Origin of the sequence: Kosakonia sp. R1.Fl (assembly GCF_023516815.1) — a bacterium.
Lineage (GTDB): Bacteria > Pseudomonadota > Gammaproteobacteria > Enterobacterales > Enterobacteriaceae > Kosakonia.
Genome location: NZ_JAMGSQ010000001.1, coordinates 2428725 through 2445329, shown reverse-complemented (window position 1 = coordinate 2445329; position 16605 = coordinate 2428725). Strand labels below are relative to the sequence as shown.

At 53.0% G+C, this 16605-nt stretch carries 15 protein-coding genes and 5 tRNA genes; 5 read left to right on the top strand and 15 right to left on the bottom strand.

Annotated features, from left to right (window positions below):
- Positions 1–84: 84 nt before the first annotated feature.
- The 5 genes from M8Q36_RS11345 to emrB all read left to right on the top strand — a co-directional run bounded on the left by M8Q36_RS11345 (position 85) and on the right by emrB (position 4623).
- Positions 85–831, top strand: coding sequence for an AzlC family ABC transporter permease (locus tag M8Q36_RS11345; protein ID WP_249880931.1), 747 nt, complete (start codon positions 85–87; stop codon positions 829–831).
- Positions 821–1156 carry an L-valine transporter subunit YgaH gene (gene ygaH, locus M8Q36_RS11340; protein WP_020454910.1) on the top strand — a complete coding sequence of 112 codons (336 nt, stop codon included), beginning with the start codon at positions 821–823 and terminating at the stop codon, positions 1154–1156. The genes M8Q36_RS11345 and ygaH overlap by 11 nt, the downstream gene beginning before the upstream one ends.
- A 90-nt stretch (positions 1157–1246) precedes the next feature.
- Positions 1247–1777 (top strand): transcriptional repressor MprA, encoded by a 531-nt coding sequence (gene mprA, locus M8Q36_RS11335; protein WP_020454911.1) that lies wholly within the window; start codon positions 1247–1249, stop codon positions 1775–1777.
- Between the two features lie 122 nt (positions 1778–1899).
- Positions 1900–3072, top strand: a complete 1173-nt coding sequence (gene emrA / locus M8Q36_RS11330; RefSeq protein ID WP_045510926.1) for a multidrug efflux MFS transporter periplasmic adaptor subunit EmrA — start codon at positions 1900–1902, stop codon at positions 3070–3072.
- A gap of 15 nt (positions 3073–3087) precedes the next feature.
- The gene (gene emrB / locus M8Q36_RS11325) at positions 3088–4623 is read left to right on the top strand and encodes a multidrug efflux MFS transporter permease subunit EmrB (RefSeq protein ID WP_020454913.1); all 1536 of its coding nucleotides are present in this window, start codon (positions 3088–3090) and stop codon (positions 4621–4623) included.
- Positions 4624–4674: 51 nt separating this feature from the next.
- Here emrB and M8Q36_RS11320 read toward each other — a convergent pair whose 3' ends face one another.
- The 15 genes from M8Q36_RS11320 to recA all read right to left on the bottom strand — a co-directional run bounded on the left by M8Q36_RS11320 (position 4675) and on the right by recA (position 16535).
- Complete coding sequence (locus tag M8Q36_RS11320; RefSeq protein ID WP_249880930.1) at positions 4675–6480, bottom strand: FKBP-type peptidyl-prolyl cis-trans isomerase N-terminal domain-containing protein; 1806 nt, start codon at positions 6478–6480, stop codon at positions 4675–4677.
- A complete protein-coding gene (locus M8Q36_RS11315) occupies positions 6477–6761 on the bottom strand; it encodes a YuaE family lipoprotein (protein WP_249880929.1) in 285 nt (94 codons plus the stop codon). The genes M8Q36_RS11320 and M8Q36_RS11315 overlap by 4 nt, the downstream gene beginning before the upstream one ends.
- 362 nt (positions 6762–7123) lie before the next feature.
- On the bottom strand, positions 7124–7639 hold the full coding sequence (gene luxS, locus M8Q36_RS11310) for an S-ribosylhomocysteine lyase (protein WP_249880928.1): 516 nt from the start codon (positions 7637–7639) through the stop codon (positions 7124–7126).
- Between the two features lie 152 nt (positions 7640–7791).
- On the bottom strand, positions 7792–9336 hold the full coding sequence (gshA, locus tag M8Q36_RS11305; RefSeq protein WP_249880927.1) for a glutamate--cysteine ligase: 1545 nt from the start codon (positions 9334–9336) through the stop codon (positions 7792–7794).
- An 80-nt stretch (positions 9337–9416) separates the two neighbouring features.
- Entirely contained in the window at positions 9417–9845 is a 429-nt protein-coding gene (locus M8Q36_RS11300) for a YqaA family protein (protein WP_249880926.1), read from the bottom strand.
- A complete protein-coding gene (gene yqaB, locus M8Q36_RS11295) occupies positions 9842–10408 on the bottom strand; it encodes a fructose-1-phosphate/6-phosphogluconate phosphatase (RefSeq protein ID WP_249882759.1) in 567 nt (188 codons plus the stop codon). The genes M8Q36_RS11300 and yqaB overlap by 4 nt, the downstream gene beginning before the upstream one ends.
- A 266-nt stretch (positions 10409–10674) precedes the next feature.
- Positions 10675–10751: transfer RNA gene (locus M8Q36_RS11290), tRNA-Arg, on the bottom strand.
- Positions 10752–10925: 174 nt separating this feature from the next.
- Positions 10926–11002: transfer RNA gene (locus M8Q36_RS11285), tRNA-Arg, on the bottom strand.
- A 63-nt stretch (positions 11003–11065) separates the two neighbouring features.
- Positions 11066–11142: transfer RNA gene (locus M8Q36_RS11280), tRNA-Arg, on the bottom strand.
- A 62-nt stretch (positions 11143–11204) separates the two neighbouring features.
- Positions 11205–11281 (bottom strand) — tRNA-Arg (locus M8Q36_RS11275).
- Between the two features lie 4 nt (positions 11282–11285).
- Positions 11286–11378 (bottom strand) — tRNA-Ser (locus M8Q36_RS11270).
- Between the two features lie 339 nt (positions 11379–11717).
- The gene (gene csrA, locus M8Q36_RS11265) at positions 11718–11903 is read right to left on the bottom strand and encodes a carbon storage regulator CsrA (protein ID WP_007370562.1); all 186 of its coding nucleotides are present in this window, start codon (positions 11901–11903) and stop codon (positions 11718–11720) included.
- A 238-nt stretch (positions 11904–12141) separates the two neighbouring features.
- Complete coding sequence (gene alaS, locus M8Q36_RS11260; protein ID WP_249880925.1) at positions 12142–14772, bottom strand: alanine--tRNA ligase; 2631 nt, start codon at positions 14770–14772, stop codon at positions 12142–12144.
- Between the two features lie 129 nt (positions 14773–14901).
- Positions 14902–15402, bottom strand: a complete 501-nt coding sequence (gene recX, locus M8Q36_RS11255) for a recombination regulator RecX (protein WP_249880924.1) — start codon at positions 15400–15402, stop codon at positions 14902–14904.
- A 68-nt stretch (positions 15403–15470) separates the two neighbouring features.
- Positions 15471–16535 (bottom strand): recombinase RecA, encoded by a 1065-nt coding sequence (recA, locus tag M8Q36_RS11250; protein WP_017459314.1) that lies wholly within the window; start codon positions 16533–16535, stop codon positions 15471–15473.
- Between the last annotated feature and the right edge of the window lie 70 nt (positions 16536–16605).

Sequence of the window (16605 nt, the reverse complement as noted above, 5' to 3'; positions counted from 1 at the left end):
ACGAGTCCCTCAGTCTGTTAAGGTTATGGGACTTGTTTATCCCGGTTATATTAACGTGGGTGATATATAACAAACATTATGGATATGGATAGTTCAGTAACCGCAACACAGAGCACGTCTGACCAGAGCGCGACATTTCTGGAGGGTATCAAAGACAGCCTTCCCATCGTTTTGAGTTACGTCCCCGTCGCGTTTGCCTTTGGCATGAATGCCACCAAACTCGGTTTTACCCCACTCGAAAGCGTTTTCTTCTCCTGCATTATTTATGCAGGTGCCAGCCAGTTCGTCATCACCACCATGCTTGCCGCGGGTAGCGCATTATGGGTTGCCGCGCTGACTGTGATGGCCATGGATGTTCGCCACGTGCTGTATGGCCCGTCGCTACGCAGCCGTATCCTGCAACCGCTCAAAAACCGCAAAACGGCCGTCTGGGCTTTTGGCCTGACGGATGAGGTATTTGCCGCCGCCACCGCGAAGCTGGTGCGTGATAACCGCCGCTGGAGCGAAAACTGGATGATCGGCATCGCCTTATTTTCCTGGCTTTCCTGGGTGGCGGGCACGGTGCTGGGTGCGTTTTCCGGCGACGGACTGCTCGATGGTTACCCGGCGGTGGAATCGGCGTTAGGGTTTATGTTGCCCGCGCTGTTTATGAGTTTCCTGCTGGCCTCGTTCCAGCGTCGACAGATAAGTGCCGTGATGGCTGCACTGCTCGGCGCACTGGCGGGCGTCACGCTGTTTTCCATTCCTGCCGCGATTCTGGCGGGGATTTTCGCCGGTTGCCTGGCCGCGCTGGTACAGGCGTTTTATCAAGGAGCATCGGATGCGCAATGAGGTGCTGCTGCTCGGCCTGCTGGTGGGCTGCGTCAATTTTTTATTCCGTTATCTGCCGTTGCGTATCCGCGCCGGACAGTCGCGCCCGGCGAAACGCGGCGTGAGCGGTGTGTTTTTAGACACCATTGGTATTGCGTCTATCTGCGCGCTGCTGGTGGTTTCCTGCGTGCCGGAAATCGCCGCCGACAGCCGCCGCCTGCTGCCAACGCTTGCCGGTTTCGCGGTGCTCGGCGTGAGTTTCTGGAAAACACGCAGCATTATTCTCCCCACGCTACTGAGCGCTTTCGCGTACGGAATCGTCTGGAAACTCCTGGCAGATGCATAGATAAGGCAAATTTATTACTACAAATAATACATTTACTTTATTTGTCACTGTCGTTACTATATCGACTGCAATTAATGAGGTTATACCCAAATGGATAGTTCGTTTACGCCCATTGAACAAATGCTTAAGTTTCGCGCCAGCCGCTATGAAGATTTCCCGTTTCAGGAAATCCTGTTAACCCGCCTGTGTATGCATATGCAGGGCAAACTGCTGGAAAACCGCAATAAGATGCTGAAAGCGCAGGGCATTAACGAGACATTGTTTATGGCGCTGATTACCCTGGAATCCCAGGAAAATCACAGTATTCAGCCTTCTGAGCTGAGTAGCGCGCTGGGATCATCCCGTACCAATGCGACACGCATTGCCGATGAGCTGGAAAAGCGCGGCTGGATTGAGCGTCGCGAAAGCGATAACGATCGTCGCTGTCTGCACCTGCAACTGACCGAGAAAGGTCACGAGTTCCTGCGCCAGGTTCTGCCCCCGCAGCATAACTGCCTGCATCAACTCTGGTCTTCGCTGAGCGTTGGCGAGAAAGATCAGCTTGAGCATATCACCCGAAAACTCCTGACGCGTCTCGACCAGATGGAAGAGGACGACGTCATTCTCGAGGCGTTGCGCTAACGCGATAAGACGCTCGAATATCCAGGATATAAGAATACTGAAAAGCCAGTATCTACTGGCTTTTTTGGCAAAAACAGGCCGGCGTTTGCCGGGATGAAAATAAGAAGATCGTGGAGAAAAGCATGAGCGCAAATGCGGAGAGTCAAACCCCGCAGCAACCGGTCAAAAAGAAAGGCAAACGTAAAAACGCCCTTCTTCTGCTGACCTTGCTCTTTATTGTTATTGCCGTGGCATACGGGATTTATTGGTTTTTGGTACTGCGTCACTTCGAGGAGACCGATGACGCGTACGTGGCAGGGAACCAGGTACAAATCATGGCGCAGGTGTCCGGCAGCGTGACGAAAGTCTGGGCCGATAACACTGATTTCGTCAAACAGGGCGATGTGCTGGTAACGCTGGACGCAACTGACGCGCAGCAGGCGTTTGAAAAAGCGCAAACCGCGCTGGCGAGCAGCGTTCGCCAGACACGCCAGTCAATCATCAACAGCAAACAGTTGCAGGCGAGCATTGAGCTGAAAAAAACCGCCCTCGCCCAGGCGCAGAGCGATTTTAACCGCCGCGTGCCGCTCGGCAGTGCCAACCTGATTGGCCGCGAAGAGCTGCAACACGCCCGTGACGCCGTGGCCAGCGCGCAAGCAGAGCTGGATGTCGCCATTCAGCAGTACAACGCTAACCAGGCCATCGTGCTTGATACCCGTCTGGAAGATCAACCGGCGGTAAAACAAGCTGCGACCGAAGTTCGCAATAGCTGGCTGGCGCTGCAACGAACTAAAATCGTCAGCCCAATCACCGGCTACGTTTCCCGCCGCGCCGTGCAGCCTGGCGCACAGATCACAACGTCCACCGCGCTGATGGCTGTCGTTCCGGCCAGCAACCTGTGGGTGGATGCGAACTTTAAAGAGACGCAGCTTGCGCATATGCGTATTGGTCAGAGTGCGACCATCGTCAGTGACATTTACGGCGATGAAGTGAAGTACACCGGCAAAGTGGTTGGCCTGGATATGGGCACCGGCAGTGCGTTCTCGCTGCTGCCTGCGCAAAACGCCACCGGTAACTGGATCAAAGTGGTACAGCGTCTGCCGGTACGTATTGAGCTGGATGCAAAACAACTCGCCGACCATCCGCTGCGTATTGGTCTGTCCACGCTGGTGAAAGTGGATACCGCCGATCGTGAAGGTCAGGTGCTGGCAAGCCAGGTGCGCACCAGCCCGGCCTATGAAAGCAACGCCCGGGAAATCAGCCTTGAGCCGGTCAATACCTTGATCGAAAACATCGTGAAAGCCAACGCCGGTTAATCTGAGGTGAGTGCAATGCAACAGAAACCGCTGGAAGGCGCGCAGCTGGTCATTATGACCATTGCGTTGTCGCTTGCGACCTTCATGCAGGTGCTGGACTCGACCATCGCTAACGTTGCTATTCCGACTATTGCCGGTAACCTTGGCTCCTCGCTGAGCCAGGGTACCTGGGTGATCACCTCGTTCGGGGTGGCAAACGCCATCTCGATTCCGATCACCGGCTGGCTGGCGAAACGCGTTGGGGAAGTGAAGCTGTTTCTCTGGTCTACCGTCGCCTTCGCTATCGCCTCCTGGGCATGCGGCGTCTCCAGCAGTCTGGGGATGCTTATCTTCTTTCGCGTGATCCAGGGGATTGTCGCCGGGCCGCTGATCCCGCTGTCACAGAGTTTGTTGCTCAGCAACTATCCGCCTGCCAAGCGCTCTATCGCGCTGGCGCTGTGGTCAATGACGGTGATCGTCGCGCCGATTTGCGGGCCGATCCTCGGCGGCTATATCAGCGATAACTATCACTGGGGCTGGATCTTCTTTATCAACGTACCGATCGGTGCGCTGGTGGTATTACTGACGTTGCAAAGCCTGCGTGGGCGCGAAACGCGTACCGAGCAGCGGCGCATTGACGGTGTTGGGCTGGCGTTGCTGATCGTCGGTATCGGTAGCCTGCAGGTGATGCTCGACCAGGGTAAAGAGCTCGACTGGTTTAACTCGACGGAGATCATCGTGCTGACGATTGTCGCCGTGGTGTCGATAAGTTTCCTGGTGGTGTGGGAGTTGACCGACGATAACCCGATAGTCGATCTGTCGCTGTTTAAGTCGCGCAACTTTACCATCGGCTGTTTGTGTATCAGCCTTGCCTATATGCTCTACTTCGGCGCGATTGTCTTGTTACCGCAGCTGTTGCAGGAAGTGTATGGCTATACCGCGACCTGGGCGGGGCTGGCTTCCGCGCCGGTTGGCGTGATACCGGTGCTGCTGTCGCCAATTATTGGCCGCTTTGCGCATAAGCTGGATATGCGCCGTCTGGTGACATTCAGCTTTATTATGTATGCGGTGTGCTTCTACTGGCGCGCGTATACCTTCGAGCCGGGCATGGATTTCGGCGCTTCAGCGTGGCCTCAGTTCATTCAGGGTTTCGCGGTGGCGTGTTTCTTTATGCCGCTGACGACTATCACCCTTTCCGGTTTGCCACCAGAGCGACTGGCGGCGGCGTCGAGCCTGTCGAACTTCGCGCGTACGCTGGCGGGCTCGATCGGAACCTCGATCACCACGACGCTGTGGACGAACCGGGAATCGATGCACCATGCACAGCTTACAGAGTCGGTCAACCCGTACAATCCGAACTCGCAGGAAATCTATAACCAGCTGCAGGGGATGGGCATGTCGCAGCAACAGGCTTCCGGCTGGATAGCGCAGCAGATAACCAATCAGGGGCTAATTATCTCCGCCAACGAGATTTTCTGGTTCTCTGCGGGGGTATTCCTGATCTTGCTGGGGCTGGTGTGGTTTGCCAAACCGCCATTTGGTGCGGGCGGCGGCGGCGGCGGCGCGCATTAACCTGAAAAGCAAATCGCCTCCTGATGGAGGCGATTTTTTTAATGGCTTGTTTTACTTCTCAATGCCGAGAACTTCCAGCGTCATCACGGAAGTCACGCCGGGCGGTACAGCGCCAGGTATACCTTCCTCGCCGTAAGCCAGCTCGGTGGGAACATAAATCTTCACTCTGCCACCCACGACCAGTTTTTTTACGCCAGCACGCATCACCATCGGTAGTTCGCTCACGCGCGCGGTGTTGACTTCGTTCTGTGCGAGAACCTGCCCGGAGCTGACCTTTTCATCCACTTTGAAACGGATGACATCGGTATCGCCAATAGCGGCACCCGGCCCACGTTTTTCAACCAAATAGACCACGCCGTTATCCGCCCGTACTGCGCCCTTTAGCTTCGCCGCATCGGCCAGCAACTGCTGCCCTTGCTTCTTGTTGCGGGTTATTTCGCGTTGCCGCGCATCGTCTACCTGCTTGTTGAGCGTAGTGAGGACCTTTTCAAGATCGGCATTCGGCATTTGCAGACTGCCCGCAAATTTATCCTGCAAGCCTTGCAGAAAAGCCTGCGGCATAAATTGTTGACCAATATCTTTCAGCGTTTCGCTTTCAAGCTGAACTTTTGCCGCAAACCAGACGCCCCAGGCATAGTTAACGCGCGCAAGTTCAGACTTATCCGCCGCCAGCGAGAATGCCGGTGAATTCGCTTTACCCGCCCCATTTTCCGCCGCAGCTGGCGCACTCTTCACGGCAGCGAGTTGCTGTTCCATTTGCGCCTTCTCTTCGCTGCTCTGCTTTAATTTCGCTTCCAGCGCGGCGATGTGCGATGCCTGATCTGCCGTTTGTTTGGTGGCGGCAGTCAACTGGTCGGTTATCTCATCGCGTTTTTTATTCGCCCCGGCAAGCTGGCTTTGTTGATCTGCGGCTTGTTTGGTGGCGGCAGCGAGCTGGCTGGTTATCTCGTCGCGTTTTTTATTCGCCTCGGCAAGCTGCTTTTCTTGTTCTGCGGTTTTTGTGGCCGCCTGCTGCAGCTTCGCGCTGAGCTCTGCACCCTGATTTTTCGCTTCAGCCAGTTGCTGTTCCGCCTGCGATTTTTCTTCGCTGCGCTGTTTTAGCGTCGCTTCCAACGCGGCAAGTTGCGATGTCTGCCCGGCAGTTTGTTTCGTGGCAGCGGCGAGTTGACTGGTGACGTCGTCGCGCTTTTTATTCGCCTCGGCAAGCTGCTTTTCCTGTTCGGCGATTTTCGTGGCCGCCTGCTGCAGCTTCGCGCTGAGCTCTGCCCCCTGCTTTTTCGCTTCAGCCAGTTGCTGTTCCGCCTGTATTTTCTCTTCGCTGCCCTGCTGCAACGCATCTTTTAAGGTCGTAATACTTAGCGCCTGCTCACTCATCTTTTTCGCGGCGGCATCAAGGTTACTATTTGCCTCTTCACGTTTGTTATTCGCCGCGGCAAGTTGCTTCTCGCTGGCCTGCAACTGTTGTTGTAGCAGCTTGTTTTCACTGCTAATGATCGGCGACGGCTGTTTGTTATCGTCGCCTGCGTTATTTTTTGGCTGTATGGGCGTTGCTGCGGTCTGTTTTTTGCGCAGCGTTTCTGTTTCACGCCGCAGCTCCGCGAGTTTGCGTTTCAGTAACCTAATTTCTTGCTCACTCGATGCCTTTTTTGGCGCGGTCTGCTGTTTAACGGCAGACTGTGGCGAAGACGTAGCAACTGAGCCTGCACTGCTGTGGTCCGCCGTAAACGGAGACTGCGGCTCGGCTGATATTATGTGTTCCTCGTTTAGTCGGTCGAGTAATGAGGCAGGCTCAGCGCTGGTGGCTGATGATGATATAGCCGATAACAGCACAGCAGATGAATAAAATAGTTTTCTCATAACTGTTTCAGGGCATTTGCGCGACTGGACATATTAGTGAATACCGCGCTACGCACGCGCGAGCAAACCACTTCAATCTTACTATCAATTTCGGCTTTCATTATTTCCGCAGAATTCTTATCAATTATTGGTCGATTTCTCTTGTAGACTTCATAGCTTTTATTAATCGTATTAAATTGCTGTTTGTAAGTTTCAAATGCGGAATTATCCAGACCTTTTAAGGCAGTCAGAAGCTCGTAACATTGCTGTGTCTGCTGTTTCTGCGGCGCATCTTTCACCACGGAGGGCACCGTTGATTTAACACAACCCGCTAATGTAAAGGGTAAAACGAAGGAGAGACATAAAAGATAAGAGTGTGAACGCCGCATAATATCCTCATCATTCAGGCATATCATTTCACTGAATTACATTCAGTTAATAAATAAATTAAACGTGAAATATCCGTCAAATAACAACAGGGGTGAAAACTATCACGCCGGAATTTAAATAACAACAAGAAGCCACATAGCGGGAATGGATATTATTGACGCATCATAATTCCATTATAAATAACGAAATATAATATTTTCACTGAATGAAAAGAATATGAAAAGGTGCGAATAAAATAATGCCGCCTTCCAGGCAGAAAGGCGGCATGGGGAAACTAGATATGCAGTTCCTGCAATTTCTCTTTCGGCAGAGCGAGTTCTTCGTTGCTGTTAACGCGAACATCGCGATCGAGGATGTGACGCGCGATTTCTTGCGCTTCTTCCAGAGAGTGCATTTGGTATGTCCCGCACTGATAAATGTTCAGTTCCGGGATCTGATTCTGCTCTTTTACTTTCAGGACATCTGCCATCGCCGCTTTCCAGGCATCGGCGACACGCTGCTCGTCCGGCGTACCGATCAGGCTCATGTAGAAACCGGTGCGGCAACCCATCGGAGAGATGTCGATGATCTCAACGCCATTGCCGTTGAGGTGGTTACGCATAAAACCGGCGAACAGATGTTCCAGCGTATGGATACCTTTTTCCGGCATCACTTCTTTGTTCGGTACGCAGAAACGCAGGTCGAATACGGTAATGGTGTCGCCGTGCGGCGTGTCCATAGTCTTGGCAACACGGACTGCGGGCGCTTCCATACGGGTATGATCGACAGTGAAGCTATCCAATAATGGCATTTAGTCACCTCCGACAGTGATTTTTTAAAAATAAAATGAACTCTTTTTTCCCGTGCGAGTCTGAGTATATGAAAGACGCGCATTTGTTATCATCATCCCTGATCTTCAGAGATGAAATTTTGGCCACAGAGATGTGGCCTTTTTCTTTTGTATCAGGCGTGGCGCGCGAGTAACGCCTCGAATGACTCCGAATCTCCGGCTTCAACCTCTGCCTGACGCACCAGCGACGCTTTGCACTCGGCGATGAAATCTTCCTCAAGCAAAATTTCCAGTGGCTCTTCACGCAGCTGCGACCGGTACTGATCGCCCAGGGCTTTCCCCGTGCCGCCAATACCATTATCAATCATCGAGCGCAGAATGCGCGCAGAGAATGTCAATTCCGGATCGTCGAAGCTGGCAACCAACTGGTCGCACACTTTTTCGTACTCTTCGCCACCGTACACGCCATCCAGCGTTTGCGCTACTCGTTTCAGATCGCTAAACAGATCCTTACCGACCTGAGCGAGCGGGAACTGTGCGGTTTCACAGCCCATTCCGAGCGTCAAACCAGGTTTACGCCCTTCGAGAATCACGCGATTCCAGTTAGTACGGGTGCACAGCAATTCATCGCTGCTCATTTCCGGCGCATCAGCCAGCACGCACCAGACCATAAACAGATCGAGGAAACGCACCTGCTGCTCATCAACGCCAATGGCGGTGAACGGATTGATATCCAGAGAACGCACTTCGATGTATTCAATGCCGCCACGTAGCAACGCATCCGATGGTGTTTCGCCGCTACGGGTTACACGTTTCGGGCGAATGGGTGCATACAACTCGTTTTCAATCTGCAGAATATTGGTATTGATCTGTAAGTATTTGCCATCTTTTTTCAGACCAATTTTGGCGTATTCCTCAGAAGGCGTTTTGATTGCGCGCTTCAACGCCACCACATAGTCATGCAGGTTATTGAAGGTAATACCGAGATTGCTTTGCGATTTATTGGTGTACCCAAGATCGCTCAGGCGTAATGAGGTCGCATACGGCAAGTAGTACATACCGTTCGACGTTTTCTCAAACGGCAGCGTTGTCGGTTTCCCTTGCAGGAACGACGAGCAAATTGCTGGCGAAGCGCCAAACAGATACGGGATCACCCAGCCGAACCGGTAGTAATTGCGGATGAGGCGAAAATAACCTTCCGATACCGATTCTTTATCCGTACTGCCGCTTTTCGCTTCCCAGAAGGCCATCGGCAGCGAGAAATTGTAATGCACGCCGGAAATGGTTTGCATCAGTGCGCCATAGCGATTTTTCAGCCCTTCGCGATAGAGCGTTTTCAGGCGACCAATATTGGACGTGCCATACTGCGCCAGCTCAATATCCTGACCATCTTTGATATAACACGGCATGCTCAACGGCCACATGCGTTCATCGCCAATCTGGCGCGCAGTGTAGCGATGAATGTCGCGCATGATGGTCAGCATATGATCGATATCGCCATCTACCGGCGTGATAAATTCCAGCAGCGCTTCAGCAAAATCGGTGGTGATCCATTTATGGGTCAGTGCTGAGCCAAGCGCAGCCGCGTGACCCGTAGTTGCCAGAGAGCCATCCGCATTTACGCGCAGCGTTTCACGCTCAAGACCGCGTTGTATCCCCTTCAGAGCTTGAGGATGTTTTTCCAGCCAGGACAGCGCCTGTGATACGTCCGGGATCAAATTGACCTCCCGCCTGTCATAATCATTTTATTAAGCATAATTGTAATGGTTGACGATTAAAGGTCACTCACTCAGTCCAATTAGTGCCACCACGTCATACCCTGCAGCGTTACAAAGGCGATCGCCACATAGCGCAACGCTTTGCCAAGGCATAAAAATATTACTACTGGCCCCCACGACAAGCGCATCCATCCTGCCAGCAGGCACAGCAAGTCGCCTATAACAGGCACCCAGCTTAACAACAGCGCTGCCGCGCCGTATCGTTTAAGCCAGTCAGTCGCTTTTTCCTGCCAGCGCGATGTTTTACGCTGCGGAAAGAAACGCCCAAGAATAACGTTAGTCAGCCCTCCAAGGCTATTACCCATTGTTGCTATTACAACAAGCAGCCAGGGCTGGCTAACGTGAGAAATGAGCATGGCAACCAGCACAACCTCAGAATTGCCAGGCAACAGCGTGGCACTGAGAAAGCTGCTGGAAAACAGTGACAACAACGACAGCGTGTCACTCACAATAAGCGAACGTCTACGACGTCCATACCAGCTGCGCGCGCCGCCTGAAGCCCGAAATCTGCATCTTCGAAAACAATGCATTGCGTCGGTTCCACCCCCATGCTTTGTGCACAAAGCAGAAAAGTATCGGGCGCGGGTTTGTGATGCTTAACATGATCAGCTGCGATAACGGCGTCAAAGTATCCTCGCAATCCAAGATGTGCCAGTAGCGCCTCCGCAATCGCGCTTTCGCTACCCGTTCCCACAGACATCGGACGACGACCATGCCACGCTTTCACCACCTCAATAAGCGGTAATGGGCGAACAGAGTCCAGCAGCATCGCTTTTACCATCGCCGTTTTTTCCTGAGCCAACAGATGAGGATCGAGATCGCCCTGGTTGGCTTCAATAATGGATTGCGCGATATGCCAGGTTGGAGCGCCGTTAAGCCCAATCATCGCCTGTTCGTCAAAACGCATCCCATAACGCCCGAGCACTTCATGCCAGGCTTTACGGTGAGTTGGCTCTGTATCAAGAATAGTGCCATCCATATCGAAAATCAGACCAGCGTAACGTTCGTACATCATGTTCTCACAAAGCGGATAACAAACAGTTACTTTAACGTAAACAGTGATTTTTGTCGCTGCCAGCGAGTGAGAAGCATAGTGTTACGCATGATTTTGGCGGGGTACCGGTGAGACGAAGTTTTGTGTTTTACGCAGGCGATACGGTCTGAAGGATGTTTTTGTTTAGCTTGTAGGGTATTGCCTGAGCTGCGTTATTCTTGCTGGTATCAGCAGAAACATGCACTAAACCTGAGAGAATAAATCGACGGGGGTATTGCAGAAGATGGTGCATCCGGGAGGATTCGAACCTCCGACCGCTCGGTTCGTAGCCGAGTACTCTATCCAGCTGAGCTACGGATGCATCGGGAAATGTTTTTACGCTACAGATTCAGAACTTCATGCCCAAACAAATCCGGAAAGATGACCCGGCGTTGCCTCGCCTTCAGACCGCTGCTGAAACAGCGCTGTCCTTTCTGATTCCGGCAATAATGTTCGCCGAAAGTGAAAGAATAAATAGGCTGGTGTATCAATAAGATGGTGCATCCGGGAGGATTCGAACCTCCGACCGCTCGGTTCGTAGCCGAGTACTCTATCCAGCTGAGCTACGGATGCATCGGGAAATGCTATTTACAACACAGATTCATATCTGCATAACATCGGCGTACTGAGCAAGAATGGTGCATCCGGGAGGATTCGAACCTCCGACCGCTCGGTTCGTAGCCGAGTACTCTATCCAGCTGAGCTACGGATGCATCGGGAAACTTACTTTACAACGCTGATTCAGTGCTGCGTTACCTCGCCACACTGAGCAAGATGGTGCATCCGGGAGGATTCGAACCTCCGACCGCTCGGTTCGTAGCCGAGTACTCTATCCAGCTGAGCTACGGATGCAAAATGGCGGTGAGGCGGGGATTCGAACCCCGGATGCAGCTTTTGACCGCATACTCCCTTAGCAGGGGAGCGCCTTCAGCCTCTCGGCCACCTCACCACACGCGCCTCTTTCGAGTGCTTCGAAGAACTTGTTGAGGGCTCATCGTCGCTGCGTGGCGCACATATTACTTTCTGGGACTTATAAGTCAAACACTTTTTCCAGCCCCTGAATCGTTTGCACACTTCGCAGGCAATTAGCCTGTAAAAAGGCCAAAAAGGATGTTTTATCAGCAGAATTTCTGCCGTTCCGCTACAGAAAAGTAGCCAACGCATGTCGGACCAAAAAGCGCGTAACAGAGGAAAACAGCAAGTATGCAATAAAAAGGAAACGTAACGAGGGGAAAATCAGGAGGAGGTGTTGCGTCTCGCCGGGAAACAGCGAGACGCGATAATAGCATCAGTAGTTCGACTGCTGTGATTTTTCAGCCTGGATACGCTGGTAGATCTCTTCACGGTGAACGGAAACTTCTTTAGGGGCGTTAACGCCGATACGAACCTGGTTACCCTTAACCCCTAATACAGTCACAGTGACCTCATCCCCAATCATGAGGGTTTCACCAACTCGACGAGTCAGAATCAGCATTCTTTGCTCCTTGAAAGATTAAAAGAGTCGGGTCTCTCTGTATCCCGGCATTATCCATCATATAACGCCAAAAAGTAAGCGATGACAAACACCTAAGTGTAAGCAGTCACGGCATTACATTCTGTTAAACCTAAGTTTAGCCGATATACAAGACTTCAACCTGACTTTATCGTTATCAATAGCGTAGTGGCAACAACGCCATAACCGCAAGGTTATGGCGTCTGCTTTCGCTTTGTAATTATGACAGTTTAGCGCTTACCCAATCTTTTACACTGGCGAGAGCGGCAGGCAGTGCGGCTGCGTCAGTACCGCCGGCTTGCGCCATATCCGGACGTCCGCCACCTTTACCCCCAACCTGCTGGGCAACCATACCAATCAATTCCCCGGCCTTCACGCGGTCGGTCACATCCTTCGACACACCCGCAATCAGGGAAACTTTTCCTTCCGCCACGGTGGCAAGCACAATCACTGAAGCACCCAGTTGGTTTTTCAGATCGTCCACCATGGTACGCAGCATCTTCGGCTCGACGCCAGCCAGTTCGCTAACCAGCAGTTTTACGCCGTTAAGATCGATAGCTTTACCGGACAGGCTAGCGCTCTCCTGCGCTGCCGCCTGCTCTTTAAGCTGCTGCAACTCTTTTTCCAGCTGGCGAGTACGTTCGATAATAGTACGCACTTTATCGCCAAGGTTCTGGCTGTCGCCCTTCAGCAACTGCGCGACATCATGCAACTGGTCACTCTGCGCATGCAGGCTGGCAATCGCGCCTTCACCGGTTACCGCTTCAATACGGCGCACGCCCGCCGCTGTGCCAGACTCAGACACAATGCGGAACAGACCAATATCACCGGTGCGGGAAGCATGTGTACCGCCGCAGAGCTCAGTCGAGAAATCACCCATGCGCAGTACGCGCACGCGATCTTCGTATTTCTCGCCAAACAGCGCCATTGCGCCATTCGCTTTTGCCGCTTCCAGATCCATGATGTTGGTTTCGATTGGCAGGTTACGGCGAATTTGCGCATTCACCAGATCTTCTACCGCACGGATTTCCGATGGCTTCATGGCTTCAAAATGGGAGAAGTCAAAGCGCAGCGCTTTGTCGTTCACCAGCGAGCCTTTCTGCGCAACGTGCGTACCGAGCACATCGCGCAGCGCGGCATGCATCAGGTGTGTGGCAGAGTGGTTCAGACGAATACGCGCACGGCGCGCTTCATCGACTTCAGCTTTCACACCGTCGCCGACTTTCAGCGAACCGCTATTCAGCTTACCGAGATGACCAATCGCCTGACCGTATTTCTGCGTATCCTGTACGGCAAAGGCAAAGCCATTACCTTTCAGTTCGCCTTTGTCGCCCACCTGGCCGCCAGATTCGGCGTAGAACGGTGTCTCATCGAGAACCACCACCGCTTCCTGACCTGCGGCAATCGCATTCACCGACTTACCGTCGACAAACAGCGCAGTCACTTTGCCGTTCAGTTCCAGATGGTCATAGCCTTTAAATTCTGACGCGCCATCAACGCGGATCATCGCGTTGTAATCTGCGCCGAAACCGCTGGATTCGCGTGCGCGACGGCGTTGCTCTTCCATCGCGGCTTCAAAACCTGCTTCGTCAACTTTCAGGTTACGCTCACGGCAGACATCGGCGGTTAAATCCACCGGGAAGCCATACGTGTCGTACAGGCGGAAAGCGGTCTCGCCGTCCAGCGTATCGCCTTTCAGTTTTGCCAGCTCTTCGTCCAGCAGCGCCAGACCGCGCTCCAGCGTACGTGCAAACTGCTCTTCTTCGGTTTTCAGAACCTGCTCAACCTGAGCCTGCTGGCGTTGCAGATCTTCCCCGGCGGAACCCATCACCTCGATCAGCGGGCCAACCAGCTTATAGAAGAAGGTGTCCTTCGCGCCCAGCATGTTGCCATGACGAATCGCACGACGAATGATACGACGCAGCACATAGCCACGGTTTTCGTTCGACGGAATGACGCCATCGGCGATCAGGAAGGCACAGGAACGGATGTGGTCAGCGATTACGCGCAGGGATTTGTTACCCAAATCGGTCGCACCGGTCACGTTTGCCACCGCCTGAATCAGCTTCGCGAACAGGTCGATTTCATAGTTGGAATTCACATGTTGCAGCACTGCGGCAACGCGTTCCAGGCCCATACCGGTATCCACGGACGGCTTCGGCAGCGGTTCCATGGTGCCATCAGCCTGGCGGTTGAACTGCATAAAGACGATGTTCCAGATTTCGATATAGCGATCGCCGTCTTCTTCCGGGCTGCCCGGAGGGCCACCCCAGATATGGTCGCCGTGATCGTAGAAAATCTCGGTGCACGGGCCGCACGGACCAGTATCGCCCATCTGCCAGAAGTTGTCAGAAGCGTACGCGGCACCTTTGTTATCGCCGATGCGGATAATGCGCTCGCGCGGCACGCCCACTTCTTTTTCCCAGATTTCGTACGCTTCGTCGTCCGTCTCGTATACCGTCACCCACAGACGCTCTTTCGGCAGGTTGAACCAGTTCTCACCGGTCAACAGTTCCCATGCGTACTGAATAGCATCATGTTTGAAGTAGTCGCCGAAGCTAAAGTTGCCCAGCATTTCAAAGAATGTGTGATGGCGTGCGGTGTAACCGACGTTTTCCAGGTCGTTGTGTTTACCACCAGCACGAACGCAACGCTGTGCTGTGGTAGCGCGGGAATAATTACGCTTGTCGAGCCCAAGGAATACATCCTTGAACTGGTTCATCCCGGCGTTAGTAAACAGCAGAGTCGGGTCGTTATTCGGTACCAGGGAGCTGCTGGCAACTACCTGATGTCCCTTACTATGGAAAAAATCGAGAAACGCCTGACGGATCTCAGCGGTGCTCTTGCTCATAATTATCCTGAAATCAAGCTAACGAAATGTGGTAACCGGCCGTTGCCATACATGGAAAACGCGCCAGCTACTGGAAAAAGTGGGAATAAGATAAGTTTTCTTTACTGCGAAGTAAAATCCCGTATGCGCTCAGTCGGCAAAATTTCGCCATATTTCCTGAATATCTTCCTGCATAAAGCCGCGATAGAGCAAAAAACGCTGCACTTTTACTTTCGCCGCATATTCAGTCGGTAGCGGTTCGCCATATTTGCGCTGCGCCTGCGCACGGGCACTCTCCACCCAGTCGATATCGCATTCGCGTAGCGCGCTTTCGCTGTCTTCTCGCGAAATCCCTTTTTGATTTAACTCCTGCCGAATGCGTGCCGGACCATAACCTTTGCGCGCACGACTGGCGATAAACTGGCGCACAAAGCGCATGTCATCAAGAAAGTTATGCTCCAGACACCACGCAACGACCTCTTCGACCTCTTCCGGCGTGATATCCAGTTCTTCCGGGCCGTTTTTACTCATTACTGGCGCGGTTAATTTGCGACGAAACTCTTTTTCGCTGTGATCGCGCATCGCCAGAATCCGCATCGCCCGGTCACGCAGGCGGGCAACGGCGGAGCGTCGGGAAGGGTTCTCGGGCATGGCTTGATCCTGTGTGCGTAGAAAAGCAAAAGGGCTGCATCAGCAGCCCTTGATTACCATTCAAATTATCAGAAATCTTCGTTGGTTTCTTCAACGTCTTCGTCATTGCCATCGGCAGTGAATTCAGCGGAAGAATTCTGGTTGCTGAGCAGAATTTCGCGCAGCTTTTTCTCGATCTCTTTCGCCGCCGCCGGGTTTTCTTTCAGCCAGGTCGTTGCGTTCGCTTTACCCTGACCAATTTTGTCGCCGTTGTAGCTATACCAGGCGCCGGCTTTCTCAATCAGCTTCTCTTTCACACCAAGATCGACCAGCTCGCCGTAGAAGTTGATGCCTTCGCCGTAGAGGATCTGGAATTCAGCTTGTTTGAACGGCGCAGCGATTTTGTTTTTCACCACTTTTACGCGGGTTTCGCTGCCGACCACGTTATCACCCTCTTTCACCGCACCGATACGGCGAATATCCAGACGCACAGAGGCGTAGAATTTCAGCGCGTTACCGCCGGTGGTGGTTTCCGGGTTACCGAACATTACGCCAATTTTCATACGGATCTGGTTGATGAAGATCAGCAGTGTATTGGACTGTTTCAGGTTACCAGCCAGTTTACGCATCGCCTGGCTCATCATACGTGCCGCAAGGCCCATGTGAGAGTCGCCGATTTCGCCTTCGATTTCCGCTTTCGGCGTCAGCGCCGCAACGGAGTCGACCACCAGCACGTCAACCGCACCGGAGCGCGCCAGCGCGTCACAGATTTCCAGCGCCTGCTCACCGGTATCCGGCTGAGAGCAGAGCAGGTTGTCGATATCAACGCCCAGTTTGCGAGCGTAAACCGGATCCAGTGCGTGTTCCGCATCGATAAACGCACAGGTTTTACCTTCGCGCTGCGCAGCGGCAATCACTTGCAGGGTCAGCGTCGTTTTACCTGAAGATTCAGGCCCGTAAATTTCGACGATACGCCCCATCGGCAAACCGCCAGCGCCCAGCGCGATATCCAGCGAGAGCGAACCGGTAGAGATGGTTTCCACATCCATGGAACGGTCTTCACCCAGACGCATGATGGAGCCTTTACCGAATTGCTTTTCGATCTGACCCAGTGCGGCTGCAAGCGCCTTTTGTTTGTTTTCGTCGATAGCCATGATTACTCCTTCATGCAGAGTGAAGCGCGTTACGCTCCGCGGTGAATTACTGTTCTGTTGTCGCAATTAT